Raw genomic sequence first — 20,498 nt, 5'->3', positions numbered from 1 at the left:
GTTTAATTAATATGTATTATTGCGGAATTGTTGGATACACAGGAATGACTAAACAATCAGCCCCTATCTTGTTGAAAGGGCTTGAGAAGCTTGAATATCGTGGATATGATTCAGCTGGTGTGTTTATCCCAAGTAAGAACGCCGATGCTGATGTGTTAGTTCGTGAGAAAGGACGGGTTGCTGATTTGGAAGCCCTTGTTGCCACAAAGCAGGTTTCAGGGACAACAGGAATTGCACACACACGTTGGGCGACTCACGGGGCACCAGCTGTTAAAAACTCACATCCGCAATATTCAGCTGATGAGCGATTCTACTTAGTTCATAACGGAGTGATTGAAAATTTTAATGAACTCAAGCAAACTTATCTATCAGATGTCGAGTTCCAATCGGATACTGATACTGAGGTAGCGGTTCAATTAATCAGCAAGTTCGTGAATGAAGACAACTTGAGTACATTTGATGCGTTTAACAAAGCCTTGGTTTTGTTTGGCGATTCAGCCTATGGTTTCTTATTAATGGATGAGCATGAACCCGATCGGATGTATGTCGCTAAGCGGAAGTCACCCCTTTTGATTGGGGTGGGAAGTGACTTTAATGTCGTAACTTCTGATGCAGTCGCGATGTTAGATGAAACTCATGACTTTATTGAATTATTGGATGGTGAGGTCGCTATCGTTGACCCAACCCAAGTTCAATTATTTAATGAACAGGGTGAAGCGGTTGAACGTGAACCATTCCATTTGGACATTGATGCTTCAGAAACTGATAAGGGAATTTATCCTTATTACATGTTAAAAGAAATTGATGAACAGCCGGTAGTGATGCGCCGTTTAATGGAACGTTATTTTGATGCTAATGGTCAAGCCCTAGTTGGTAAGGCTATTTTGGATGAAATGCGTGCAGCTGATCAAATTTACATTATTGCTGCTGGAACTTCATACCATGCGGGATTAGCTGGCGCACGGATGTTTGAGCAATGGGCCCAAAAGCCAACCCAAGTTTATCTTTCGTCAGAGTTTGCTTATGAGCAACCTTTGTTGGTTGAGAAGCCTTTCTTTATTTTCCTCAGTCAATCTGGTGAAACTGCTGACTCACGTGAAGTTTTGCAAAACATTAACCAAGCTGGATATCATTCTTTGACGTTGACTAACGTTGAGAAGTCAACTTTGTGGCGAGAAGCAACCTATGCTTTGCCTTTGTTGGCGGGTCCTGAGATTGCTGTGGCTTCAACTAAAGCCTATGTAGCACAAGTGACATTGCAAGCCATCTTAGCCTATGCTTTGGTTGATAGCCAAGTTGCTAATTTGGATTTGCAAGATGAGCTTTCTGAAATTACGGTGGGAATTCAAGGAATCATTGACGATAAGGAAACATTCCAAGCCGTAGCGGATGAACTTTTGGTCCCTGAAACAACCCACAGCGCTTTCTATATTGGACGGGGTGTTGATTCAACGGTGGCTCTTGAAGCGGCTTTGAAGTTGAAAGAAATTTCATACGTGCAAGCAGAAGGGTTTGCTGCTGGTGAGTTAAAGCACGGAACTTTGGCGTTAATTGAAGAAGAAACCCCTGTGATGGCTTTGATTACACAACCAAAGACGGCCGGGTTGGTCCGGGGTAATCTTTCTGAGACTACTGCACGTGGATCACACGCCTTTACCATTGTGACAAAAGCCTTGGCGCAAGATGGCGACGGTTATGTTTTGCCGGACACTAATCCATTGTTAGCACCTTTGTTGTCAGTCATTCCAGCGCAATTATTGGCTTACTATACTTCATTAGGTCGAGGTTTGGATGTTGATCGCCCTCGTAACTTGGCGAAGTCAGTGACCGTGCAATAAGCTAATTTGGATTAATTTAAGAATAAATGAGGCATCTAAGCGTGCCTTTTTTATTTATAAAACAGTTAAGCGGTGAAATTGAGGATTAGCGCGAAACGGGGACTAAAAATTTTCAGCTCTACGGTAAAATACAAAAAAAGACAAGTATTGTCTTTCATAAATTTGTTGGGTAAGATAGATAATAACATCTGACCGAGGACTTTAAAACTTGGTTGGTGAAGACAAAAATTTAATGAAAGAAGGACAATCATGGTGATAATTACGGCGGGCATGATTGGGGTTGGAAAGACAACCTTGACGGATTTAATTGCAAAACACAAGGGGACACAAGCGTTTTTTGAACCAGTGGGCGAAAATCCCGTTTTACCGCTTTATTATGCTGATCCAAAGCAATATGGCTTTTTACTTCAAATTTATTTTTTGAATAAACGGTTTGCGATGATCAAAAAGGCGTTAACAGATGATAACAATGTTTTGGATCGTTCAATTTATGAAGATGCCTTGTTCACGCAAGAAAATCATAGTTCTGGAAATATTTCTGATGCTGAATTAGATGTTTACATGAAGCTATTAGATAATATGATGGATGAACTAAAGGGCATGAAGAAAGGTCGGCCTGACTTAATGGTCTTTGCGGATGCCGATTTTGATACGATCTTGTATCGAATTAAAAAGCGCGGACGTGACTACGAGCAGTTTGACGATAATGCTGAATTACGTGAATATTACTTTAAGATGTGGAGTGCTTATCAGAAATGGTATGAAGAGTATGATGCATCCCCTAAAATGCGCGTTGATTTGCAAAAATATGACTTAGAAGATTCCGAAAGTCAAAAAATTGTTTTGAAGATGATTGATGAGCGTTTGAAAGAACTTGAAGTTGAATAGATTAGCAAAATAATGTCAAACAATAAAAGCGTGGGCCGATGATTGCGGCTTGCGCTTTTTGCTTAAAATTAAGTTGAAATTACGGGCGGAGGTCAAGCGCACAACCCCTTAATTCCATGGTAAAATAAAAGATAGAACGATGAGAAGGGCGGAGCGAGATGGAGACAATTATTTTTGATGTGGATGGGACTCTCCTATCCACGGAGCAGATGTATATTCAAGCATTAAGCGTTGCATTAGAACAGTTGGGTATCCAACGCTCGGCAGCCGATTTACATCATACTTTTGGTTTGCCAGGGCCGGCTGCCTTGGCTTATTTGGAAATTGAGAATCAAAAAGAGGTGATGGCCAATTGGACGAGCCTTTTAGATGACTATCGTGATCAAATTTAGATGACTATCGTGATCAAATTTATATGTATGATGGCGTAGCGCTGATGTTAGAACAGCTCGCCCGCAAACATCAATTAGGGATTGCCACGTCTAATAGCCCGGAAGAGTTTGCGGCGCACCATGACCGGTTTAAGATTGAACAATATTTTAAAACATTTGTCTTTGCGGGGATGACGCCTAAAATGAAGCCGGCGGGGGATCCTGTGCTGTTGGCGATGCATAATTTAAAAGGGCAAGCCGAAACATCGATTTACATTGGGGATACGATTCATGATTTGCAGGCAGCGCATAATGCAGGCGTTGCGTTTGGATTAGCCGCGTGGGGTGTTGATGATGTAACTTCATTTACGGAAGCGGAATATATTTTCCAAACCCCCGCGGAATTAGTGGATAAATTATAATAGTGAAGAAGGTATGGTAATGGACACACGACCAATTGGTTATCTTGATTCCGGTTTAGGTGGCTTGACGGCGGTACGGGCCGCTTTAAAGTTGTTACCAAATGAAGATGTAGTATATGTCGGTGATACGGCTCGAATGCCTTATGGACCGCGACCACAAGCGGAAGTTTTACAATTTACGCGCCAAATTATCAAGTTTTTAGTAAGTCAGAATGTTAAAGCGATTGTGATTGCATGTAATACAGCCACGGCAGCCGCTTTGCCACAGATGCAAGCCGAATTTGACATTCCTATTTTTGGCGTAATTAGTGCGGGGGTGGCAGCGGCCGCTAAAATTACACGTCAACAAAAGATTGGGGTTATTGCAACTGAAGGCACGGTTAAGTCTAATAGCTATCGTGATGGATTAAAGAAAATTTTACCAACAGCAGCCATTCATCAAATTGCGGCTCCTGAGCTGGTACAATTAGTTGAAAAAAATGTGACTGATTCAAAACAACAAAAGCAAGTGATTGCTGAACAATTAACTGGCTTTAAAAATGAGCCATTGGATACACTTATCCTAGGTTGCACGCATTTTCCATTATTAGCCCCTCAGATTCAAGCGGTGATTGGACCGGATGTACAATTGATCGACGCAGGGGCAGCAGCGGTTTTGGAAGTGCAAAAATTCTTAAATCAGGCGGATATGCGACAAGTTGGGTCACGTCCAGATGATGTGCACATGCAATTTTATACTACCGGCGAAGTGTCAATCTTTGAACAAGCCGCAACGCATTGGCTGAACCGGCAGAATTTACAAGTTAAGCACTTAGATTTGGTCGCGGATCAATTACAATTAGGGTAAGGAGTCAACGGATGGAAACATTAATTATTGCGACCCGGAATGTAGGGAAGGTTCAAGAAATTCAAGCTTTTTTAGCTCCTTTTGGGGTTGAAGTCCAGTCATTGTTAGACTATCCTGATGCGCCAGGAGTCCAAGAAACGGGGACAACTTTTGAAGAGAATGCGGAGCTTAAGGCTCAACAATTAAGTGCGTATTTTAAAAAGCCCGTCTTAGCCGATGATTCCGGCTTAATGATTGATGCATTAGATGGCGACCCGGGGGTTTATTCAGCGCGTTATGCTGGTGATCATGATGATGAAGCCAATAAAAAGAAGGTGCTGACTCAATTAAAAGGGGTACCTGAAGCTCAGCGGACCGCTCATTTTGCGACGGTCATGGTTGGATTGAAGCCAACTGGTGAAAAGATTGTGGCGTATGGCCAGGTGGATGGGATAATTTTGCCGCAAGAACAGGGAGAGAATGGTTTTGGCTATGACTCACTGTTTTATTATGCACCACTGCAAAAAAGCTTTGCTGAATTGTCGATGAATGAAAAAAATCAAATTTCGCATCGCGGGCGTGCTTTAACTAATTTGCATGACCAATTTTTAACTTGGTGGGAGGCGTAGTATGGATTATTTAATTGTATCTGATACCCATGGTGATCGAGAAATTTTGGAACAGCTGGTTGTACATTATCAAGGCCAAGTACGGGCAATGTTTTATAATGGTGATTCTGAGTTAGACGCTGATGATGAATTATTTAAAACGCTCTTGCCCGTACGGGGCAATGTAGATTTTGATGCTATGTTCCCCGATGATCGCACGTATCGTGATCAAGATATTGCCATTTATCAAACGCATGGGCATTTATTTCATACCGAGGTGGGCATCAATTGGCTATTAACACAAGTGGAACCAATGCAAGTTGATGTGGTGACTGTGGGGCACACGCATCAATTAGGATCCGAAGTTTTGGAACAAAAGCTTTTCATTAATCCGGGCTCAATTAGCTTGCCGCGCGGACCGTATGCTTACTTGAAAGGAACCTATGCGATTCTTTCAGTTACTCCAAAAGAATTAAAAGTACAATATTATACGCGTGATTTTAAGCCAGTTGAAGGCTTAGAATTTACTTTTAAACGCGCAGATTTAAGAAAGTAGGACGAACATGGCATTTGAAAAAGAGGTTCAGTTGTTGGGCGACACAGTGATGTATCGATTTAACCCTAATTTAAAAAAATACGCGCTTGGTGACACAGGATTTGTACAAAATAATGCTGGAGCCTACGTGATGCAACGAGCATTGGAGCCTAGTAAGGGGTTGGATCAATCAATCAAATTGAAGATTGTCATCAATGCAGATGTGACGGGGATGAAATTAAAGACGATTAATCCTTCGGGAAATGCAACGGTGAATATTTTCAAAAATTCAGATCAAACTGAACTAGTGGAGTTATTGCGCTATTATTTAAATGAATTAGTGGAGCGAGAAATTTTAGAGGTAATTGTCTGAACACTAAAAAAGCAGTCTAAAGGGCTGTTTTTTAATTATAGTTCGTAATTTGTCGTGATAATCTATAAACGTAGTGGTTTTTGTTTCTTTTTTAAGCTATAATGAAATCATCAAAATTAGTTAAGAGGGTAAATGATGTTTGAGCGATATGTACGACCTGTGATGGGCAAGATTTGGTCATTGGAGCAACAATACCAATCATGGTTAGATGTAGAGTTAGCCGTAATGGAGGCGCTAGCGAAGGAAGGCAAACGTAAGCCAGAGTTAGCTGATCAACGGCCGACGCAGGCGGAAGTGGAGCGGGCCAAGCAAAATGCACAATTTAATGTTGATGCAATAGCTGAATTAGAAAAGGCGACTCATCATGATGTCGTTGCCTTTACCCGAAATGTCTCCGAATCATTAGGTACAGAGCGAAAATGGATTCATTATGGCTTAACAAGCACTGATGTGGTGGATACCGCGCAAGCCCTGCGTTTGCGAGCAGCCAATCAAGTAATTTTGGAAGATTTAACTAATTATCGAGACCAATTGGAAAAAATGGTGCGTCAATATAAGTACACAGTCATGATTGGGCGTACCCATGGTGTGCAAGCCGAGCCGACAACCTTTGGCTTAGTTTTGGCACGTTATTACCAAGCAGCGGTTCGCAATATTGAACGTTTTGAACGGGTCAGTCAGGCAATGGAAACGGGAAAGCTGTCGGGATCAGTGGGAACTTTCGCTAATATTAGTCCTGAAGTTGAAAATGATGCGATGCAGACATTAAAATTGATGCCTCAACCGGTCGGCTCACAAGTCTTACCGCGGGATTTACATGCTGATTATGTTAGCACGATTGCCTTAGTTGGGACGAGTTTAGAAGAGTTGGCGTTGGAAATCCGTGGGTTGCAACGTTCGGAAATTCATGAAGTGGAAGAAGGATTTGCGCCGGGGCAAAAAGGTTCCTCATCAATGCCTCATAAACGCAATCCTATTGGTTCGGAAAATATCAGCGGATTGTCGCGCATTTTACGTGGCTTAATGGTCCCCGCCTATGAGGATGTGCCATTGTGGCATGAGCGGGATATTTCACATTCATCTGTTGAACGCATGATGCTTCCAGAGGCAACGGCAACGTTGGATTATATGTTGGTGCGGATGACGCGGATTTTGGAACGGTTGCAGGTCTTCCCTGAACGGATGCTCAAAAATATGGATCAGACTTTTGGTTTGATTTATTCTCAACGTGTGATGTATGCCTTAATGGATCAAGGTGAACTTTCACGTGAAGCAGCATATGACTTAGTGCAACCGTTGACAGCTAAAGCATGGGATGAGCAACAACAATTTCGACCTTTGGTGGAACAAAGTGCCGCCATTCGTGAGGTTTTAACGGAAACTGATATTCAAGAAGCCTTTGATTATCATTGGCACCTAAGAGAAGTTGATGCAATTTATCAACGCTTAGGGATCGCTTAAAATAGAAGTGAACCAAGGCTTAAATTAAAGTGAGACTTACGGCGTAGTTCTTCACGCGTAAGTCTTTTTTTGTCTCATTTTTCGTTATATAATGAAAAGAACACTAATTGAGGAGTCAAGACATGACAAAATTATATTTTATACGACATGGTAAGACAGAATGGAATAATGAAGGACGGTTTCAAGGTGCGAATGGAGATTCGCCATTATTACCAGAGTCATACCAGCAAATTAAAAAGCTTGGTCAAAATTTACAAGCGATACAATTTGCGCATGCCTTTACTTCACCATTATTACGCGCTAAAATGACCGCTGAATTAACCTTGGCGCAATTGGAGCATCCAGTTGATTTAACAGTTGAGCCTGGATTATTAGAGTATCAATTAGGGGTTTGGGAGGGTGACACCTTTACGCATGTACAAGCGACCCATGCCGATCAGTATGATGCATGGCGGAATCATCCTGAACAATTTGACGCCACACAGGTTCCAGGAGCGGAGAGCTTTGCGTCCGTGCAAAAGCGCTTTGTACAAACGATTCAGCACGCCGAAGCCACTTATGGTGGTGAAGACGTTAATTTGATTTTCTTTGCGCATGGGATGCTATTGACCGTGGGTATTGAAACCTTGTTGGGGAAGCCTTTAGACCAATTACGTGCGCGGGGCGGTTTAAGTAACACGTCTACTTCAATTTTAGAAACACATGATGGACGTAATTTTAACGAAATTAAGCATAATGATACGAGTTACTTAGGTATTATTAATGATTCTAGTAATACGATTTAATTTGGAGGTAAACGATGGCAGATGATAAGGAACAGGCAGCTCAAGCAACAATTCATCAGTTAGTCAATTTAATTGAGCAAAATCCAAATGATTATGCGCCGTACGTAGATTTAATTAATTTATTAACGACATTAGAAAATTTACCGGAGGCCGAGGAGTTGGCTTTAAAAAGTTTATCGTTGTTTGCTAGTCAACCGGCGGCGCTAGAGCAATTAAATTATGCGACAGGAAATGTTTATTACATGGCCGGTAAATATGAACAGGCACAAACCTTTTTTCAAAAAATTAATGATGTTCAATTACAACACGATGCATTGATGATGCAGGCACAAGCGGCTTATAATCAGCAGAAATATCAGCAAGCCCTAGCATTCACACTAACGGGGGTTGAACAGCAGCCAGATGATTTAGCAGCTCAAATTCTGTTGGGGAATCTTTGGTTGAGTTTAGGTGATTTGGTCGCTGGTGGACAGGCTTTTGAATCCGCTTTAGAGTTAGACGCTAACAATTTTGACGCTAATTTTGGACGAGGATTAGTTGCTTTGTCAAAAGGTGACCCCAATAATACTTGGTTAAAACAAGCACAGGCTTTGGATGCCGATAAGTATCAACAGCAAGGTGCCGTTTTGGATGAGTTGATGCGTACTCGGCTAGGAAAAGATGATGCAGAATAATTTGAATGATTTCACCGCTGAAAATGGTGTGGAACAATTGGTCGGGCAGGTCCAAAATGTTATTTTTGCGGCCCCAGATAGCTTTTATAAAGTCTTAGCCGTGGAAATTAAAGAGCATAGTTTTGAATTTGAAGAGCCAGAGATTACAGTGACGGGTTCATTTGGAGACGTTCAATTAGGGAGTGTTTATCAATTTAGTGGGACGCTTAAAACGCATCCTCGTTTTGGCGAACAATTTAATAGCCAACAATATCAGCGGGTGCAAACGAATTCAACGCACGGGGTGGTCCAGTATTTATCAAGTGATGCTTTTCCAGGTGTTGGTGAAAAGACTGCGCAAAAAATTGTTGATGCCCTGGGCCAACAAGCCATTGATAAAATTTTAGATAACCCTGCCTTGTTAAAAAATTTGAATTTGCCTAAAAAGCAGCAAGAAACGTTAATTGAGCAATTGCAACAAACGGATGGCATGGAGCGGGCCATTGTGGCGTTAAATAATTATGGTTTTGGGTCTAAGTTAGCTAGTGAGGTCTATCAGCATTTTGCAGAAGAGACGTTGGACGTCTTAGAGCATGACCCGTACCGCTTGTCCTTAGAAGTAGAGGGCGTCTCGTTTCAACGGATTGATCAATTAGCTTTGCAGATGGAAATGGATGCTTTGGATGAACGCCGGATTCAAGCGGGAATCGTGCATGCGTTAAATCAAGCGACTTTTGAAAATGGGGATACGTATCTAAGTTTGGATCAGACGCGGCAAGTGGCTGAGCGGGTGCTTATGCAAAATAGTGCCACCGTGATTCCTGACCAGCAATTTGAACAAGCTTTGTTGGAATTAGTCGAGCAGGGCTTAGTGGTAGCGGATGAACAGCGCCTTTTCATTGCTGACGTTTATTATGCTGAAGTGCAAATTGCGCAAAAAATTGTGCAGTTAAATACGCAAAAGGGCGGATTTACGCGGTCTGAAGCGCAGACCGCTTTAACCCAGGCGGAAAAGGAGAACCCCTTTCCCTATTCAGATGAACAAAAAGATGCCATGTTGGCGGCTTTAACTAATCAGTTATTTATCCTAACAGGTGGACCGGGGACCGGAAAAACGACGATTATTAATGGCGTCGTGGCCGCGTATAGAATTTTGCTACAAAAAACGGGGATGCCAAGCGATCGGATTGATAAAGGTATTAAATTGGCAGCTCCCACTGGTCGAGCAGCTAAACGTTTGGCGGAAGCTACGGGAATGGAAGCAACAACCATCCATCGTTTGTTAGGTATATCAGGTTATGGACAGTTGGGTGATGCTGAAATTGAGCCATTAAAAGGACAATTGTTAATTATTGACGAGATGTCGATGGTGGATACAGAGTTATTTAGTTTATTATTAGCTAGCACGCCAGCGCACATGCAATTAATTTTTGTGGGCGATAAAGACCAGCTACCTTCTGTGGGACCGGGCCGCGTGTTCTATGATTTATTACAAAGTGGTGATTTAAATTTTCGTGAACTTGAGACCATTCATCGGCAAGAAGCTGGTTCAACTATTATTGAGTTAGCCAGTGAAGTGAAGCAAGGCCGACTACCTGATGATTTTCAAGTGCGTCAACCGGATCGCTCCTTCTTCCCTGCTCATTTGCCACAAATTCCCAAAATGATGGAACAAATTTTAACAAGTTGGGTACAGCGGGGGCATTCAGTTAAAGATATGCAAATTTTAACGCCGATGTATAAAACCGCGGCGGGTGTACATCAAATGAATGCCCTTGCTCAATCTATCTTTAATCCAGCTGATTCTAAGCGACATGAATTACCAGGACAAGAAGGTGATTTTAAATTTATCTTCCGTGTCGGCGATAAAGTGATGCAAAAAACGAATGATCCGGACAATGACGTATATAATGGAGATATCGGGTATATTAAGACCATCATGTATGCTCGTGATGTCGGTAATGAAATCAAAAAGGATTACATTGAAGTAGAATTTGATGAAGCTGACGTTTTATATCAGCGATCGGATTTGATTAACTTAACTTTGGCCTATGCTACGACGATTCATAAAGCGCAAGGTGGCGAGTATTCATTGGTTGTTATGCCCTTGGTACAACAGTTTAACCGAATGCTACGCCGGAATTTATTATATACCGGGTTAACGCGGGCTAAGGATTCACTAGTCTTATTGGGAGAACCGCAAGCCTACGTAGCGGCTGCTGTGACGCCGGGTGCAAAACGGAATACGATGTTACAAATTCGGTTGGCCGCCGCCATTGATGGAATTTTACCTAAATTGCCTGATGGGCAGGTTCAAATGACGGTTGATGAAAAAGAGAAAGTGTCAAAAGATTCCAAAAAAGTGGCGACTTCAGAACCGGTTGAACCTGAACTGGAATTTGAATTAACCAGTTCGGTGGTGCCAGAGCCTGAGCCAGCACCCAAGCCTGAGTCTTTGCCAGCTGGCGCCTTGACGCTGCAAATGGTTCAAATGGAGCAAATCCCTTATAATGTAGGGATGGAAGGAGTCACACCCTATGACTTTCTTTAGAAAAATTAAAAAGCAATCAATCCTTGGATTCAGTGGTGGGTTGTTTTTGGGCTTATTATTGTTTCCACGTAAGATTAGTGGTGAAAGGAGGCAAAGCTAATGCAATTACAAACATTACCAGAGGCATTTAAACATGCGCAACCGATTTTAGAGACGCTTGAAGCAGAGGGGTATGAAGCTTATTTTGTAGGTGGATCAGTGCGGGATACCCTGTTAGGACGTGCACCACATGATGTGGATATTGCAACCTCTGCATATCCTGAGGAAGTGAAGCAGTTATTTAAAAAGACTGTCGATACGGGAATCGAGCACGGAACGGTGATGGTCTTAGATCACGGGGATGGTTATGAAATTACAACTTTTCGGACAGAGTCGGGCTATACTGATTATCGGCGTCCTGACAAAGTTAAATTTGTACGAAATCTGAGTGAAGATTTAAAGCGACGCGATTTTACTATCAATGCGTTAGCTTTAAAAGCGGATGGAACCGTGATTGATATGTTTGATGGTTTAACTGATCTCAAGCAGCATATTTTGCGTGCGGTGGGAGATCCATCCGAGCGCTTTAATGAAGATGCTTTGCGGATGATGCGGGCTGTGCGTTTTGCGGCGCAATTGAATTTTGGGATTGATTTGCAAACCAAACAAGCGATTGTGAAAAAACGGAATTTGTTAGCTAAAATTTCAGTTGAGCGTTTAAATGATGAAATGACTAAATTATTACAAGCACCTAATGCGCAATTAGGCTTGTTGATGCTTATTATGTTAGAGCTTAATCAATATTTACCGGGGTTGAATCAAAAAGATATTGACTTATGGGGCTATACTGAACAATTGGCAGTGCGTCAGCCACAAACAGCCACACAAGCTTGGACGTTAATGGCTTTTGAGTTAGGCTTGACGGCGTCGGATGCCGGCGATTTTTTGCGACTTTGGAAACATAGTAATGAACTCATTCAAATGGCGCAAGCAGCCTTGCGGGTATTGAACATTGCGCGAATGGACGTGCCAACCGATTGGGATTTGTACCAAGCAGGCCCCGCTTTAGTTACGGCCCAGGCTGTGGGTGAAATTAGTGAGATGCCTATGATGGGGAGCGATTGGAATCGGCGGTATGAGCGTTTACCGATTCATAAACGCCAAGAGTTGGCAATTAACGGTCAAACGTTGATGCAAGAATTAAAGATGCCAGCTGGACCGAAATTAGGGCAAATTTTGTTGAAATTGGAACAAGCCGTGGTGGCAGATCAAGTCGCTAATACTAAGGATGCATTACTGGCTCAAGCCGTCAAGCTTGACGCCAGCCCCCAGGCTTGATAAGATAAATTACTTACATTTAGCAAGCAATTAAGCAAACGATTGAACTAATAAATAAACTGGAATAAACGGGGAATTCTATGCAAAGACGATTAACTCATCAAAAATGGTTCCGCGGGCTCACAATGATAATAGCCTTAGAATTAGTAGCCTTAGCAATTAATTTATTCTATGCACCGATTAACGTCGCTGCCGGGGGAGCAACTGGAATCGCAATTTTATTATCAGCAGCTTTTGGGATTAATCGTTCATTGACGGTTTTAGGTGTCAATTTATTGATGATTGGATTATCAATGCTGTTTTTAAATCGGCAAATGGTGCAAAAAATTATTGTGGGAAGTTTCTTACTCCCCTTTTTGATGTATATTACACCTAGTTATCAGGTAGTCGATGATGCAGTCTTGGCTGTGATTATTGGAGGAACGGTCTTTGCGACGGGAGTGGCAATTCTTTACCGACTAGAAGCTTCGGCCGGTGGGACAACGGTGCCGCCAATGATTCTAAAAAAGTATTTTGGGATTAATTCAGCTTTGTCGCTATTACTGATTGATATGATAATTACAGCGTTTAATTTATTAGTTTCAGGAACCAATGCGTTCTTCTTGGCGGCTTTCTCATTGGTCATCACCTCAATTGTGATGCGTTACATTGAAACGGGCTTTGATTTGAAGCGCCAGGTTCAAATTATGAGTAATGATGCATTGGATGAGATTCAAGCGATGTTAGCGAAAGAAAAATTAAGTTGGACCACCTATGAAGCACGCGGTGGTTATACAAATGAAGGTCGTGAAATGGTAATGGTTATGCTCGATAGAAGTGACTATGCACATCTACTGCGACAAGTCCATGATATTGATCCAGATGCTTTTATCATCACAACCAATGTCACAGAAGTGCATGGCGGACGTTTAGGATATTAAGCTTGATAGAAGGAAGTAAGAAGAAATGGTAGATGATGCGCAATTACAGCAATTTATAAACGCTGGATCGATTGACGTGAGCGTGTTATTATTGCAAAAATATCGATTGCTCGGTATGACGGTCGATGAATTAGTGGTTTTTTTAGAAGTCAAAGCCATGCTCGATCGCGGATATCAAGAGCCGAGTACGGAAAAGATTGCAGATTATATGGGAATGAAGCCAACTGAAGTTTTTGCGCGTTTGGAATCTATGCGGGCCAAAGGGTTAGTGGTTTTTGAAACTCATCGGGATGATGCTGAAAAATTGACGACCACTTTGAATTTTCAAGTGCTTTATCAAAAGTTAATGCAACTGCCGCGCCCTGATACGCAAAGAGCTTTTGATCGGATGGCACAGCCTGTACAAACGCCCAAAACGACGGGGCAACATGCGGTAGGGGATGAACCATCACGTGCGGATATTTTCACCATGCTTGAGCAAGAATTTGGACGACAATTATCGCCGTTGGAGTTAGAGACGGTCAGCAATTGGTTTGATGTAGATCATTTTTTGCCAGTTTTAATGCGCGCAGCGATTAAAGAAGCGGTGGCGAATCAGGCATTGAATTTACGTTATATTGAGTCAATTCTAGTAAACTGGACGCGCTTAAATTATCGTTCAGAAGAAGATGTCATTATGAATAGTAAACGCCGAAAACAGTATCAAAAACAAAACACTCAAAACCAGTTCCCTAAACAACAGCAAGTACCATTAAATGTGGATTTATTACATTTAGGCCAGTAAATTAGGAGTGATGATTTTGACAAAGATAACAAATACAGATGAAATAAAAAAAGCAAAACGCCAAAGACGAAAAATAGAAATTCCCGATCCAATTTCTGAAACGATGGATGCCGTGAATAATTTAAGCGATGCGATGATTGATAGTCGTTTAGCTGGTGACTTTCGGCTCTTTTTGACTAGTGACAAGGTGATGGGTTTTGCCGTTGGTGTAGTTGTGGGAAATGCTTTCTCAGATTTTGTAAAAACGTTTGTGGATTTAAGTTCAGGGGTTGTTCAGTTTGTCTATGTCTGGCTAGTCAAAGGAATTGTGAATGGGGCGGTAATTCCATGGTCCAACTTTATTAAATCATTTTTCACAATGATTTTGATTGCAGTCTCAGTTTTTGCGTTAGTGAAGTTACTAAATTTAATGTTGGTACGCAATCCTAAGGAACGCTTTGGCTATAATGCTAGCTTGGCCGAAACAATGGAAATTAAAAAAGGGCAACAAGAAACGAATAAGCTTTTAAGGGAATTAATTGAACTGAATAAAAGTCAGCAAAATGATACGAAAATGTTATAATTGATAAGAAAGAAAAGGGGTAAGAGCCATGAAAAAAGTAGATAAATTAGTTAAGAAACATGCTACCCGGATGGCCAAAGAGATGGATCTTCAGTTAAAACGTGGACAAATTCATGTGGAATTGATGGATTCAAAAGTCTTAGATGAATTTTTGGACGGCCTCCACTAAAAACTTGTGCTGGTGAACAGCATAAATCTCATAAATCTAGACAAACAAATTAGTCTGGAATTATAAATTTAAAGATAGTGAGGAGGCAAAGCTGATGGAGCTGGAACGCATTGATGATGATACTATTCGCGTATTTATCACGAATAATGATTTAAAAGAGCGTAATATTACCTTGATGGAATTGATGAGCGATCAAAGTGAGGTTGAAAAACTATTCTATAGTATCTTGGCAGAAGCCAATATCGAAGAAGAATTTGAGCAAAATGAAGCTGTTTCGTTTCAGGTGATGCCTAATAAGGACGGATTAGAAGTTTTCATTATGAAAAATGTGAATGAAGACCAAATTCCTAAAGAATTATTAAGAAAGATGATGGAAAGTCGTCGCGGGTCAGAATTAAAAGACCAAGTACCAGAAGAAGTGTTGAATAAATTATTGGGGACGGATGGGGATAAAGCTCAAAATGAAACCAATCGGTTAGATCAACATCGTGACTTGGCTCAAGGCGCAGATGAGCCAACTAAGACATTGACAGCCAAGTTTGATGACTTTGAAGCCCTAGTCCAATTAGCGCAATCCACGCAAATCACTGGGGCTAATCGCTTAGTTGAATATAATCAAGTTTATTACCTCGAATTGAATGTCCCACAAAGTAATTCTGAACAACGGATGAAGAATTTAAAAGCATTGTTGCGCGAATATGGAGAAGTTACGCCAGTTGATATTTCGATTGCCGCTGAACACGGACAAACCATTTTTGAACAAGATGCGTTGGAACAAGTTCAGGCTATTTTTAACTAAACTAGTCTCGAATTTAGATATGGTCGGTGGTTACCGGCCTTTTTTATTAGAACTAAACCTTTAATTTCAATCCAATAAATGGTGGACATAGTTAGAAAGGAGCTTAATATGGCAGATCAAAGGGTGATGTTAGTGGGGGTTCCAGGACTATCAACAACCTTGTTTATGGAAGATTTAAAAAGTACGGCAAAACAACAAGGTCATTTCTATGAAATTTCAATTGTTAGTACGGATCAATTGGCTGATGCTTTGTCTGATGTGCAGCCAGAAGTGGTTTTAGCGTTGCCGATGGTGGCTTATCAGTGGGATACAATTAATCAAGTTTTAGATCAGCATGATTTGCCCGGTGCTTTGTTGGATATGCACGAATTTGGGAATATTCAACAAGAAAAATTAGTTAATTTGATAGAAAATTTAACGGCTTAAGGGGAAAATGGTTCTTATTGTTTAAAGGGATTTAGACAAGGGAGGATCAGCCTGATGTTTGTAGCACAAGATGGGAAGGGGCAACTGATTGAAGCAAGTCGGGGCAAAGAAGGAAGAGATTCTCATTTTGTGTGTCCTGGTTGTCAGCAGCCAGTATTTTTGCGCTGTGGTCGTTTGAAAATAGCACACTTTGCGCATCAACGCCACTGCGTTTGTGCGCGAGCAACTGAGGGCGAGACGCAGGAACATTTAGTTGGTAAACAAGCACTTAAACAATTTTTTGAAGCGCGTGGTTATTATGTGCAGTTAGAACAATACTTTCCCGTGATTAAGCAACGAGCCGATTTGGTTATTTATAAAAACAATCAGGTGATTGCGCTTGAATTTCAGTGCGCTGCTTTGTCGTTTCAGCAAGTGCAAAAGCGCAGTGCGGGATATCGTCAGTTGGGGATTGTAGTGCTGTGGATTTTGGGAGAACGTTATCAACAAAGAAAGGTATGGACGCGTTTAGGACGTACTTTTGGCTTTTGGGGTACAGGCCAAGCCTTGCCGCATATCTATTTTTGGCAAAGTCAACGCGGCCTTTTTAGTATTCCGTGGCAACATGTTGATAATGATCGAAAGGTTAGGCAGAACCGTTTAGGGCAAACTAACTTAGAACAATTAGCTTGGCGTCAGGTAAAAGCTTTACAAATGACACAAAGATATGGTCGGGGTAAATTACGATTTTTAGCCGTTAATTTATATCAACAAGGACATTGTTTAGAAGCAATCCCATGGTCGGCTCATGGTTTGGCGCCTCAAATTGGTGGCTTGAGTGAGCCATATTGGTCGGTGCGACTGCAACTATTATTATTATTGGAGCAAAGAGTATGTGATTGGAAAATTTTGCTGAAGTGGTTGGAACATTTTCAATGGCTGACTCCCCATTTGATTTCCTTGAAGCGGGTGCAAGAACTTTGGCTCCAACAAGTATTAGATGAATGGCAAGCTCAGCAAGTGGTTAGTTGCGATACGGGGAAATATAGGCTCCAAGAACCTTTAATTTGGTATACTGATATTAATGAAAAATTAGCGGCTTTACCAGCCTGGCTAGTAAGTATGAGAATAAAAGAAAGTGGGTATTACAATGGCAAATGAAACGCCAACACGAGCAGAAGTTCCAGAGTCAGCAACCTGGGATTTAACGACGATTTTTGAAGATGATGTGGCATGGGAAGCTGCGGTGAAAAAGTTGGAGCAAGAATTGACAGAAGCTGATCAAATCGCGGACCAACTTTTGAATTCAGGGGCTGATTTATACGCCGGTCTACAATACGGTCTGAACGTAATGCGGCAATTAGAAAAGATTTATGTGTATGCCTCATTAAAGTCAGATCAGGATACGAATAATGCATATTATCAAGGCTTAAATACGCGATCTGAAGGCTTAGCCGCACGTGTTGCGAGTGCGATTGCCTTTTTTGATCCTGCAGTGTTGACCCTGTCACCGGTTGAATTACAAGCCTTCTTTCAGGCTGAACCGCGTTTAGCACCGTATGAGCATTACTTTGATGCCATTTTACAACAAAAAGGGCACGTGCTTGATCGGGAAAGCGAAGAACTATTAGCAGGGGCTTCTGAAGTTTTGAACGCCTCACAAACGACCTTTAATATTTTGGATAACGCCGATTTGGACTTTGGTTGGACCATTAATGAAGAGGGCGAAGAGGAACATTTAACGAATGGAGTTTATAGTCGCCTTTTGGAATCGACGCAGTCTGAAGTGCGTCGGATGGCTTTTAAAAAGTTTTATCAACCTTATGAGCAATTCCGGAATACTTTTAGTACCTTGTTAAGTGGAAATGTGAAACAACATAACTACTTAGCGCGGGTGCATCATTATGATTCAGCGCGGTCAGCGGCCTTAGCTCAAAACTTTATCCCTGAGGCAGTTTATGATAATTTAATTGATGAAACGCATCGTGCCTTACCACTCTTGCAACGATATGTGAAGTTGCGTAAGCGCTTGTTAAACTTGGACAGTTTGCATTCATATGATTTGTATACACCAATCATGGGAGATCCAGATTACTATATTGATTATCCTAGTGCTCAAGCCAAAGCCTTAGAAGCTTTAGCGCCTCTTGGCGATGAATATCTAGATGTGGTGCAACGGGCTTTTGATGAACGTTGGATTGACGTGATTGAAAATCAGGGGAAGCGTAGTGGCGCTTATTCAGGCGGAATGTATGACACGAATCCATTCATCTTGTTAAATTGGGTTGATAACCTGAATAATTTGTATACGCTAGTCCATGAAATGGGACATTCAGTGCACAGTTACGAGACTAGGCAAAATCAGCCGTATCAATATGGTGATTATCCTATCTTCTTGGCGGAGATTGCGTCAACGACAAATGAAAATCTGCTGACGGAACATTTATTAAAGACGGAATCGGATCCTTATTTACGGGCTTATATATTGAATCAATATTTGGACGGCGTTAAAGGGACGGTTTTCCGCCAAACGCAATTTGCTGAATTTGAGCAACACGTTCATGAATTGGATGCTGCCGGGGTTCCATTGACGGCGGATACTTTGGATGAATATTATGCTGCTTTGAATCATAATTACTATGGGGATGCGTTGACCAAAGATCCCGAAATTGCTTATGAATGGGCTCGGATTCCGCACTTCTATTATGACTTCTATGTCTTCCAGTATGCGACTGGGTTTGCTGCGGCGACGGCACTTTCACAAAATATCTTAGCACCTGGGAATGGAGGCGTAAAAGCTTACTTCAATTACTTGCAAGCCGGTTCGTCAGCCTATCCATTAGACGTGATGCGGCAAGCAGGCGTTGATATGGAGAAGACCGATTATTTGCAAGCTACATTTAAGTTGTTTGAACAGCGGTTAGATGAATTTGAAGCATTGATTGAGACGTTGACCAACGAAAAATAAAACCAGCCATGAATTTTGGTGGTGGTTATTTAGAAATGACTTTTGAAAGCTAAAAAGCGCTTGTCGAAACCTTGGTTTTGGACTATACTTTTTTAAAGTGATGAAAGTAGAAAAAATGAGTTATTTTTCATACAGCAAGTCGTTGTTAATGAGAGAACGATTGAAAAAGCTCATGGGGAGCTACTGGAGCAATTAAAATAAAAATAAGCTGTCGAAGTTTCGCGCTTCGGAAGCAGGGTGGAACCGCGTTGAATAACGTCCCTGCATTAATCATGGGTATGGTTAGTGCAGGGCTTTTTTGTGTTCTAACTGGAAAACATTCGAAAGGAAAGATTATGACTGAAAAATTATCAGTACAAGATATTATTTTGAAATTGCAAGGCTTTTGGGCTAAGCAAGGAGCGATGCTTATGCAGGCATACGATACGGAAAAAGGAGCGGGGACAATGTCACCGTATACTTTCTTACGGGCGAATGGACCGGAACCTTGGCATGCTGCTTATGTCGAGCCTTCACGACGTCCCGCTGATGGACGTTATGGGGATAATCCGAACCGTTTGTACCAACACCACCAATTTCAAGTGGTAATGAAGCCTTCACCTGATAATATTCAAGAATTATATTTGGCATCATTGGAAGAATTAGGAATTGACCCATTAGAGCATGATATTCGTTTCGTGGAAGATAATTGGGAAAATCCTTCAATGGGAGCTGCCGGAATCGGTTGGGAAATCTGGTTGGACGGAATGGAAGTCACGCAGTTTACATATTTCCAACAAGTTGGTGGAATCCAAGTTGATGCAGTTACTTCTGAGATTACTTATGGATTGGAACGGTTAGCATCATATATTCAAGATGTGCCAACCGTTTATGATTTGGAATGGGGAAATGGTGTGCTCTACGGTGATATCTTTAAAGAGCCAGAATTTGAACACTCAACTTATTCATTTGAGCAGTCTGATCAAGCGATGTTACTACGGCATTTTGACGAATACGAAGCGGAAGCACAGCGCTTGTTAGATCAAGGCTTGGTGCACCCAGCTTATGATTATATTTTAAAATCGTCCCACACGTTTAATCTCCTAGATGCACGGGGAACTGTTTCAGTGACTGAGCGGGCTAAGTATTTGAGCCGCATCCGAAGTATGGCTCGTAAAGTGGCGCGGGCATTCATTGACGAACGTAAAAAGTTAGGGTTCCCATTATTGAAAGATGAAGCTTTACGGGCCCAGTATCTACCAGCAGATGAGGAGGAAAAATAAC

Annotated in this window: 22 protein-coding genes; all 22 read left to right on the top strand. The window is 41.6% G+C overall.

What is annotated here, in order from left to right; translation table 11 throughout:
* Nucleotides 1–11 precede the first annotated feature (11 nt).
* The gene (glmS, locus tag IV73_RS04150) at nucleotides 12–1,838 is read left to right on the top strand and encodes a glutamine--fructose-6-phosphate transaminase (isomerizing) (protein ID WP_057755302.1); all 1,827 of its coding nucleotides are present in this window, start codon (nucleotides 12–14) and stop codon (nucleotides 1,836–1,838) included.
* 249 nt (nucleotides 1,839–2,087) lie between these two features.
* A complete protein-coding gene (locus IV73_RS04145) occupies nucleotides 2,088–2,726 on the top strand; it encodes a deoxynucleoside kinase (protein ID WP_057755298.1) in 639 nt (212 codons plus the stop codon).
* Between the two features lie 158 nt (nucleotides 2,727–2,884).
* A complete protein-coding gene (locus tag IV73_RS06790) occupies nucleotides 2,885–3,118 on the top strand; it encodes an HAD hydrolase-like protein (protein WP_269082932.1) in 234 nt (77 codons plus the stop codon).
* Between the two features lie 23 nt (nucleotides 3,119–3,141).
* Nucleotides 3,142–3,519 carry an HAD family hydrolase gene (locus IV73_RS06785; protein WP_269082931.1) on the top strand — a complete coding sequence of 126 codons (378 nt, stop codon included), beginning with the start codon at nucleotides 3,142–3,144 and terminating at the stop codon, nucleotides 3,517–3,519.
* A 19-nt stretch (nucleotides 3,520–3,538) separates the two neighbouring features.
* Nucleotides 3,539–4,366 (top strand): glutamate racemase, encoded by an 828-nt coding sequence (gene murI, locus IV73_RS04135; protein WP_057755297.1) that lies wholly within the window; start codon nucleotides 3,539–3,541, stop codon nucleotides 4,364–4,366.
* Nucleotides 4,367–4,377: 11 nt separating this feature from the next.
* A complete protein-coding gene (locus IV73_RS04130; protein ID WP_057755296.1) occupies nucleotides 4,378–4,974 on the top strand; it encodes an XTP/dITP diphosphatase in 597 nt (198 codons plus the stop codon).
* 1 nt (nucleotide 4,975) lies between these two features.
* Nucleotides 4,976–5,509 (top strand): YfcE family phosphodiesterase, encoded by a 534-nt coding sequence (locus tag IV73_RS04125; RefSeq protein ID WP_057755292.1) that lies wholly within the window; start codon nucleotides 4,976–4,978, stop codon nucleotides 5,507–5,509.
* 7 nt (nucleotides 5,510–5,516) lie between these two features.
* On the top strand, nucleotides 5,517–5,861 hold the full coding sequence (locus tag IV73_RS04120) for a DUF1831 domain-containing protein (protein WP_057755289.1): 345 nt from the start codon (nucleotides 5,517–5,519) through the stop codon (nucleotides 5,859–5,861).
* A 135-nt stretch (nucleotides 5,862–5,996) separates the two neighbouring features.
* Nucleotides 5,997–7,322: an adenylosuccinate lyase gene (gene purB / locus IV73_RS04115; protein ID WP_057755287.1), complete on the top strand. Its 1,326-nt coding sequence runs from the start codon at nucleotides 5,997–5,999 to the stop codon at nucleotides 7,320–7,322.
* A 122-nt stretch (nucleotides 7,323–7,444) separates the two neighbouring features.
* A complete protein-coding gene (locus IV73_RS04110) occupies nucleotides 7,445–8,107 on the top strand; it encodes a histidine phosphatase family protein (RefSeq protein WP_057755285.1) in 663 nt (220 codons plus the stop codon).
* Between the two features lie 14 nt (nucleotides 8,108–8,121).
* Nucleotides 8,122–8,781 carry a tetratricopeptide repeat protein gene (locus IV73_RS04105; RefSeq protein ID WP_057755283.1) on the top strand — a complete coding sequence of 220 codons (660 nt, stop codon included), beginning with the start codon at nucleotides 8,122–8,124 and terminating at the stop codon, nucleotides 8,779–8,781.
* A complete protein-coding gene (recD2, locus tag IV73_RS04100; RefSeq protein WP_057755281.1) occupies nucleotides 8,768–11,311 on the top strand; it encodes an SF1B family DNA helicase RecD2 in 2,544 nt (847 codons plus the stop codon). Before IV73_RS04105 ends, recD2 begins: the two co-directional genes overlap by 14 nt.
* A 99-nt stretch (nucleotides 11,312–11,410) precedes the next feature.
* A complete protein-coding gene (locus IV73_RS04095) occupies nucleotides 11,411–12,628 on the top strand; it encodes a CCA tRNA nucleotidyltransferase (RefSeq protein ID WP_057755279.1) in 1,218 nt (405 codons plus the stop codon).
* A gap of 80 nt (nucleotides 12,629–12,708) precedes the next feature.
* Nucleotides 12,709–13,548, top strand: coding sequence for a YitT family protein (locus IV73_RS04090; RefSeq protein WP_057755277.1), 840 nt, complete (start codon nucleotides 12,709–12,711; stop codon nucleotides 13,546–13,548).
* 25 nt (nucleotides 13,549–13,573) lie between these two features.
* Nucleotides 13,574–14,332: a DnaD domain-containing protein gene (locus tag IV73_RS04085; RefSeq protein WP_057755275.1), complete on the top strand. Its 759-nt coding sequence runs from the start codon at nucleotides 13,574–13,576 to the stop codon at nucleotides 14,330–14,332.
* A 16-nt stretch (nucleotides 14,333–14,348) separates the two neighbouring features.
* Nucleotides 14,349–14,894: an MscL family protein gene (locus tag IV73_RS04080; protein ID WP_236697733.1), complete on the top strand. Its 546-nt coding sequence runs from the start codon at nucleotides 14,349–14,351 to the stop codon at nucleotides 14,892–14,894.
* A gap of 28 nt (nucleotides 14,895–14,922) precedes the next feature.
* Nucleotides 14,923–15,063, top strand: coding sequence for a hypothetical protein (locus IV73_RS06715; RefSeq protein ID WP_169790293.1), 141 nt, complete (start codon nucleotides 14,923–14,925; stop codon nucleotides 15,061–15,063).
* A 94-nt stretch (nucleotides 15,064–15,157) separates the two neighbouring features.
* Entirely contained in the window at nucleotides 15,158–15,862 is a 705-nt protein-coding gene (locus IV73_RS04075) for an adaptor protein MecA (RefSeq protein WP_057755273.1), read from the top strand.
* Between the two features lie 108 nt (nucleotides 15,863–15,970).
* Nucleotides 15,971–16,288 (top strand): PTS sugar transporter subunit IIB, encoded by a 318-nt coding sequence (locus tag IV73_RS04070; protein ID WP_057755271.1) that lies wholly within the window; start codon nucleotides 15,971–15,973, stop codon nucleotides 16,286–16,288.
* 54 nt (nucleotides 16,289–16,342) lie between these two features.
* Entirely contained in the window at nucleotides 16,343–17,428 is a 1,086-nt protein-coding gene (locus tag IV73_RS04065) for a competence protein CoiA (protein ID WP_057755268.1), read from the top strand.
* On the top strand, nucleotides 17,418–19,235 hold the full coding sequence (gene pepF / locus IV73_RS04060) for an oligoendopeptidase F (protein WP_083485548.1): 1,818 nt from the start codon (nucleotides 17,418–17,420) through the stop codon (nucleotides 19,233–19,235). Before IV73_RS04065 ends, pepF begins: the two co-directional genes overlap by 11 nt.
* A gap of 335 nt (nucleotides 19,236–19,570) precedes the next feature.
* The gene (gene glyQ, locus IV73_RS04055) at nucleotides 19,571–20,497 is read left to right on the top strand and encodes a glycine--tRNA ligase subunit alpha (RefSeq protein ID WP_057755265.1); all 927 of its coding nucleotides are present in this window, start codon (nucleotides 19,571–19,573) and stop codon (nucleotides 20,495–20,497) included.
* The last annotated feature ends 1 nt before the right edge of the window (nucleotide 20,498 follow it).

It is taken from the genome of Weissella kandleri (assembly GCF_001438705.1).
Taxonomy (GTDB): Bacteria; Bacillota; Bacilli; order Lactobacillales; family Lactobacillaceae; genus Weissella; species Weissella kandleri.
The sequence above is the reverse complement of the archived record's forward strand: the minus strand, read 5'-3'. Positions and strand labels throughout refer to the sequence as shown.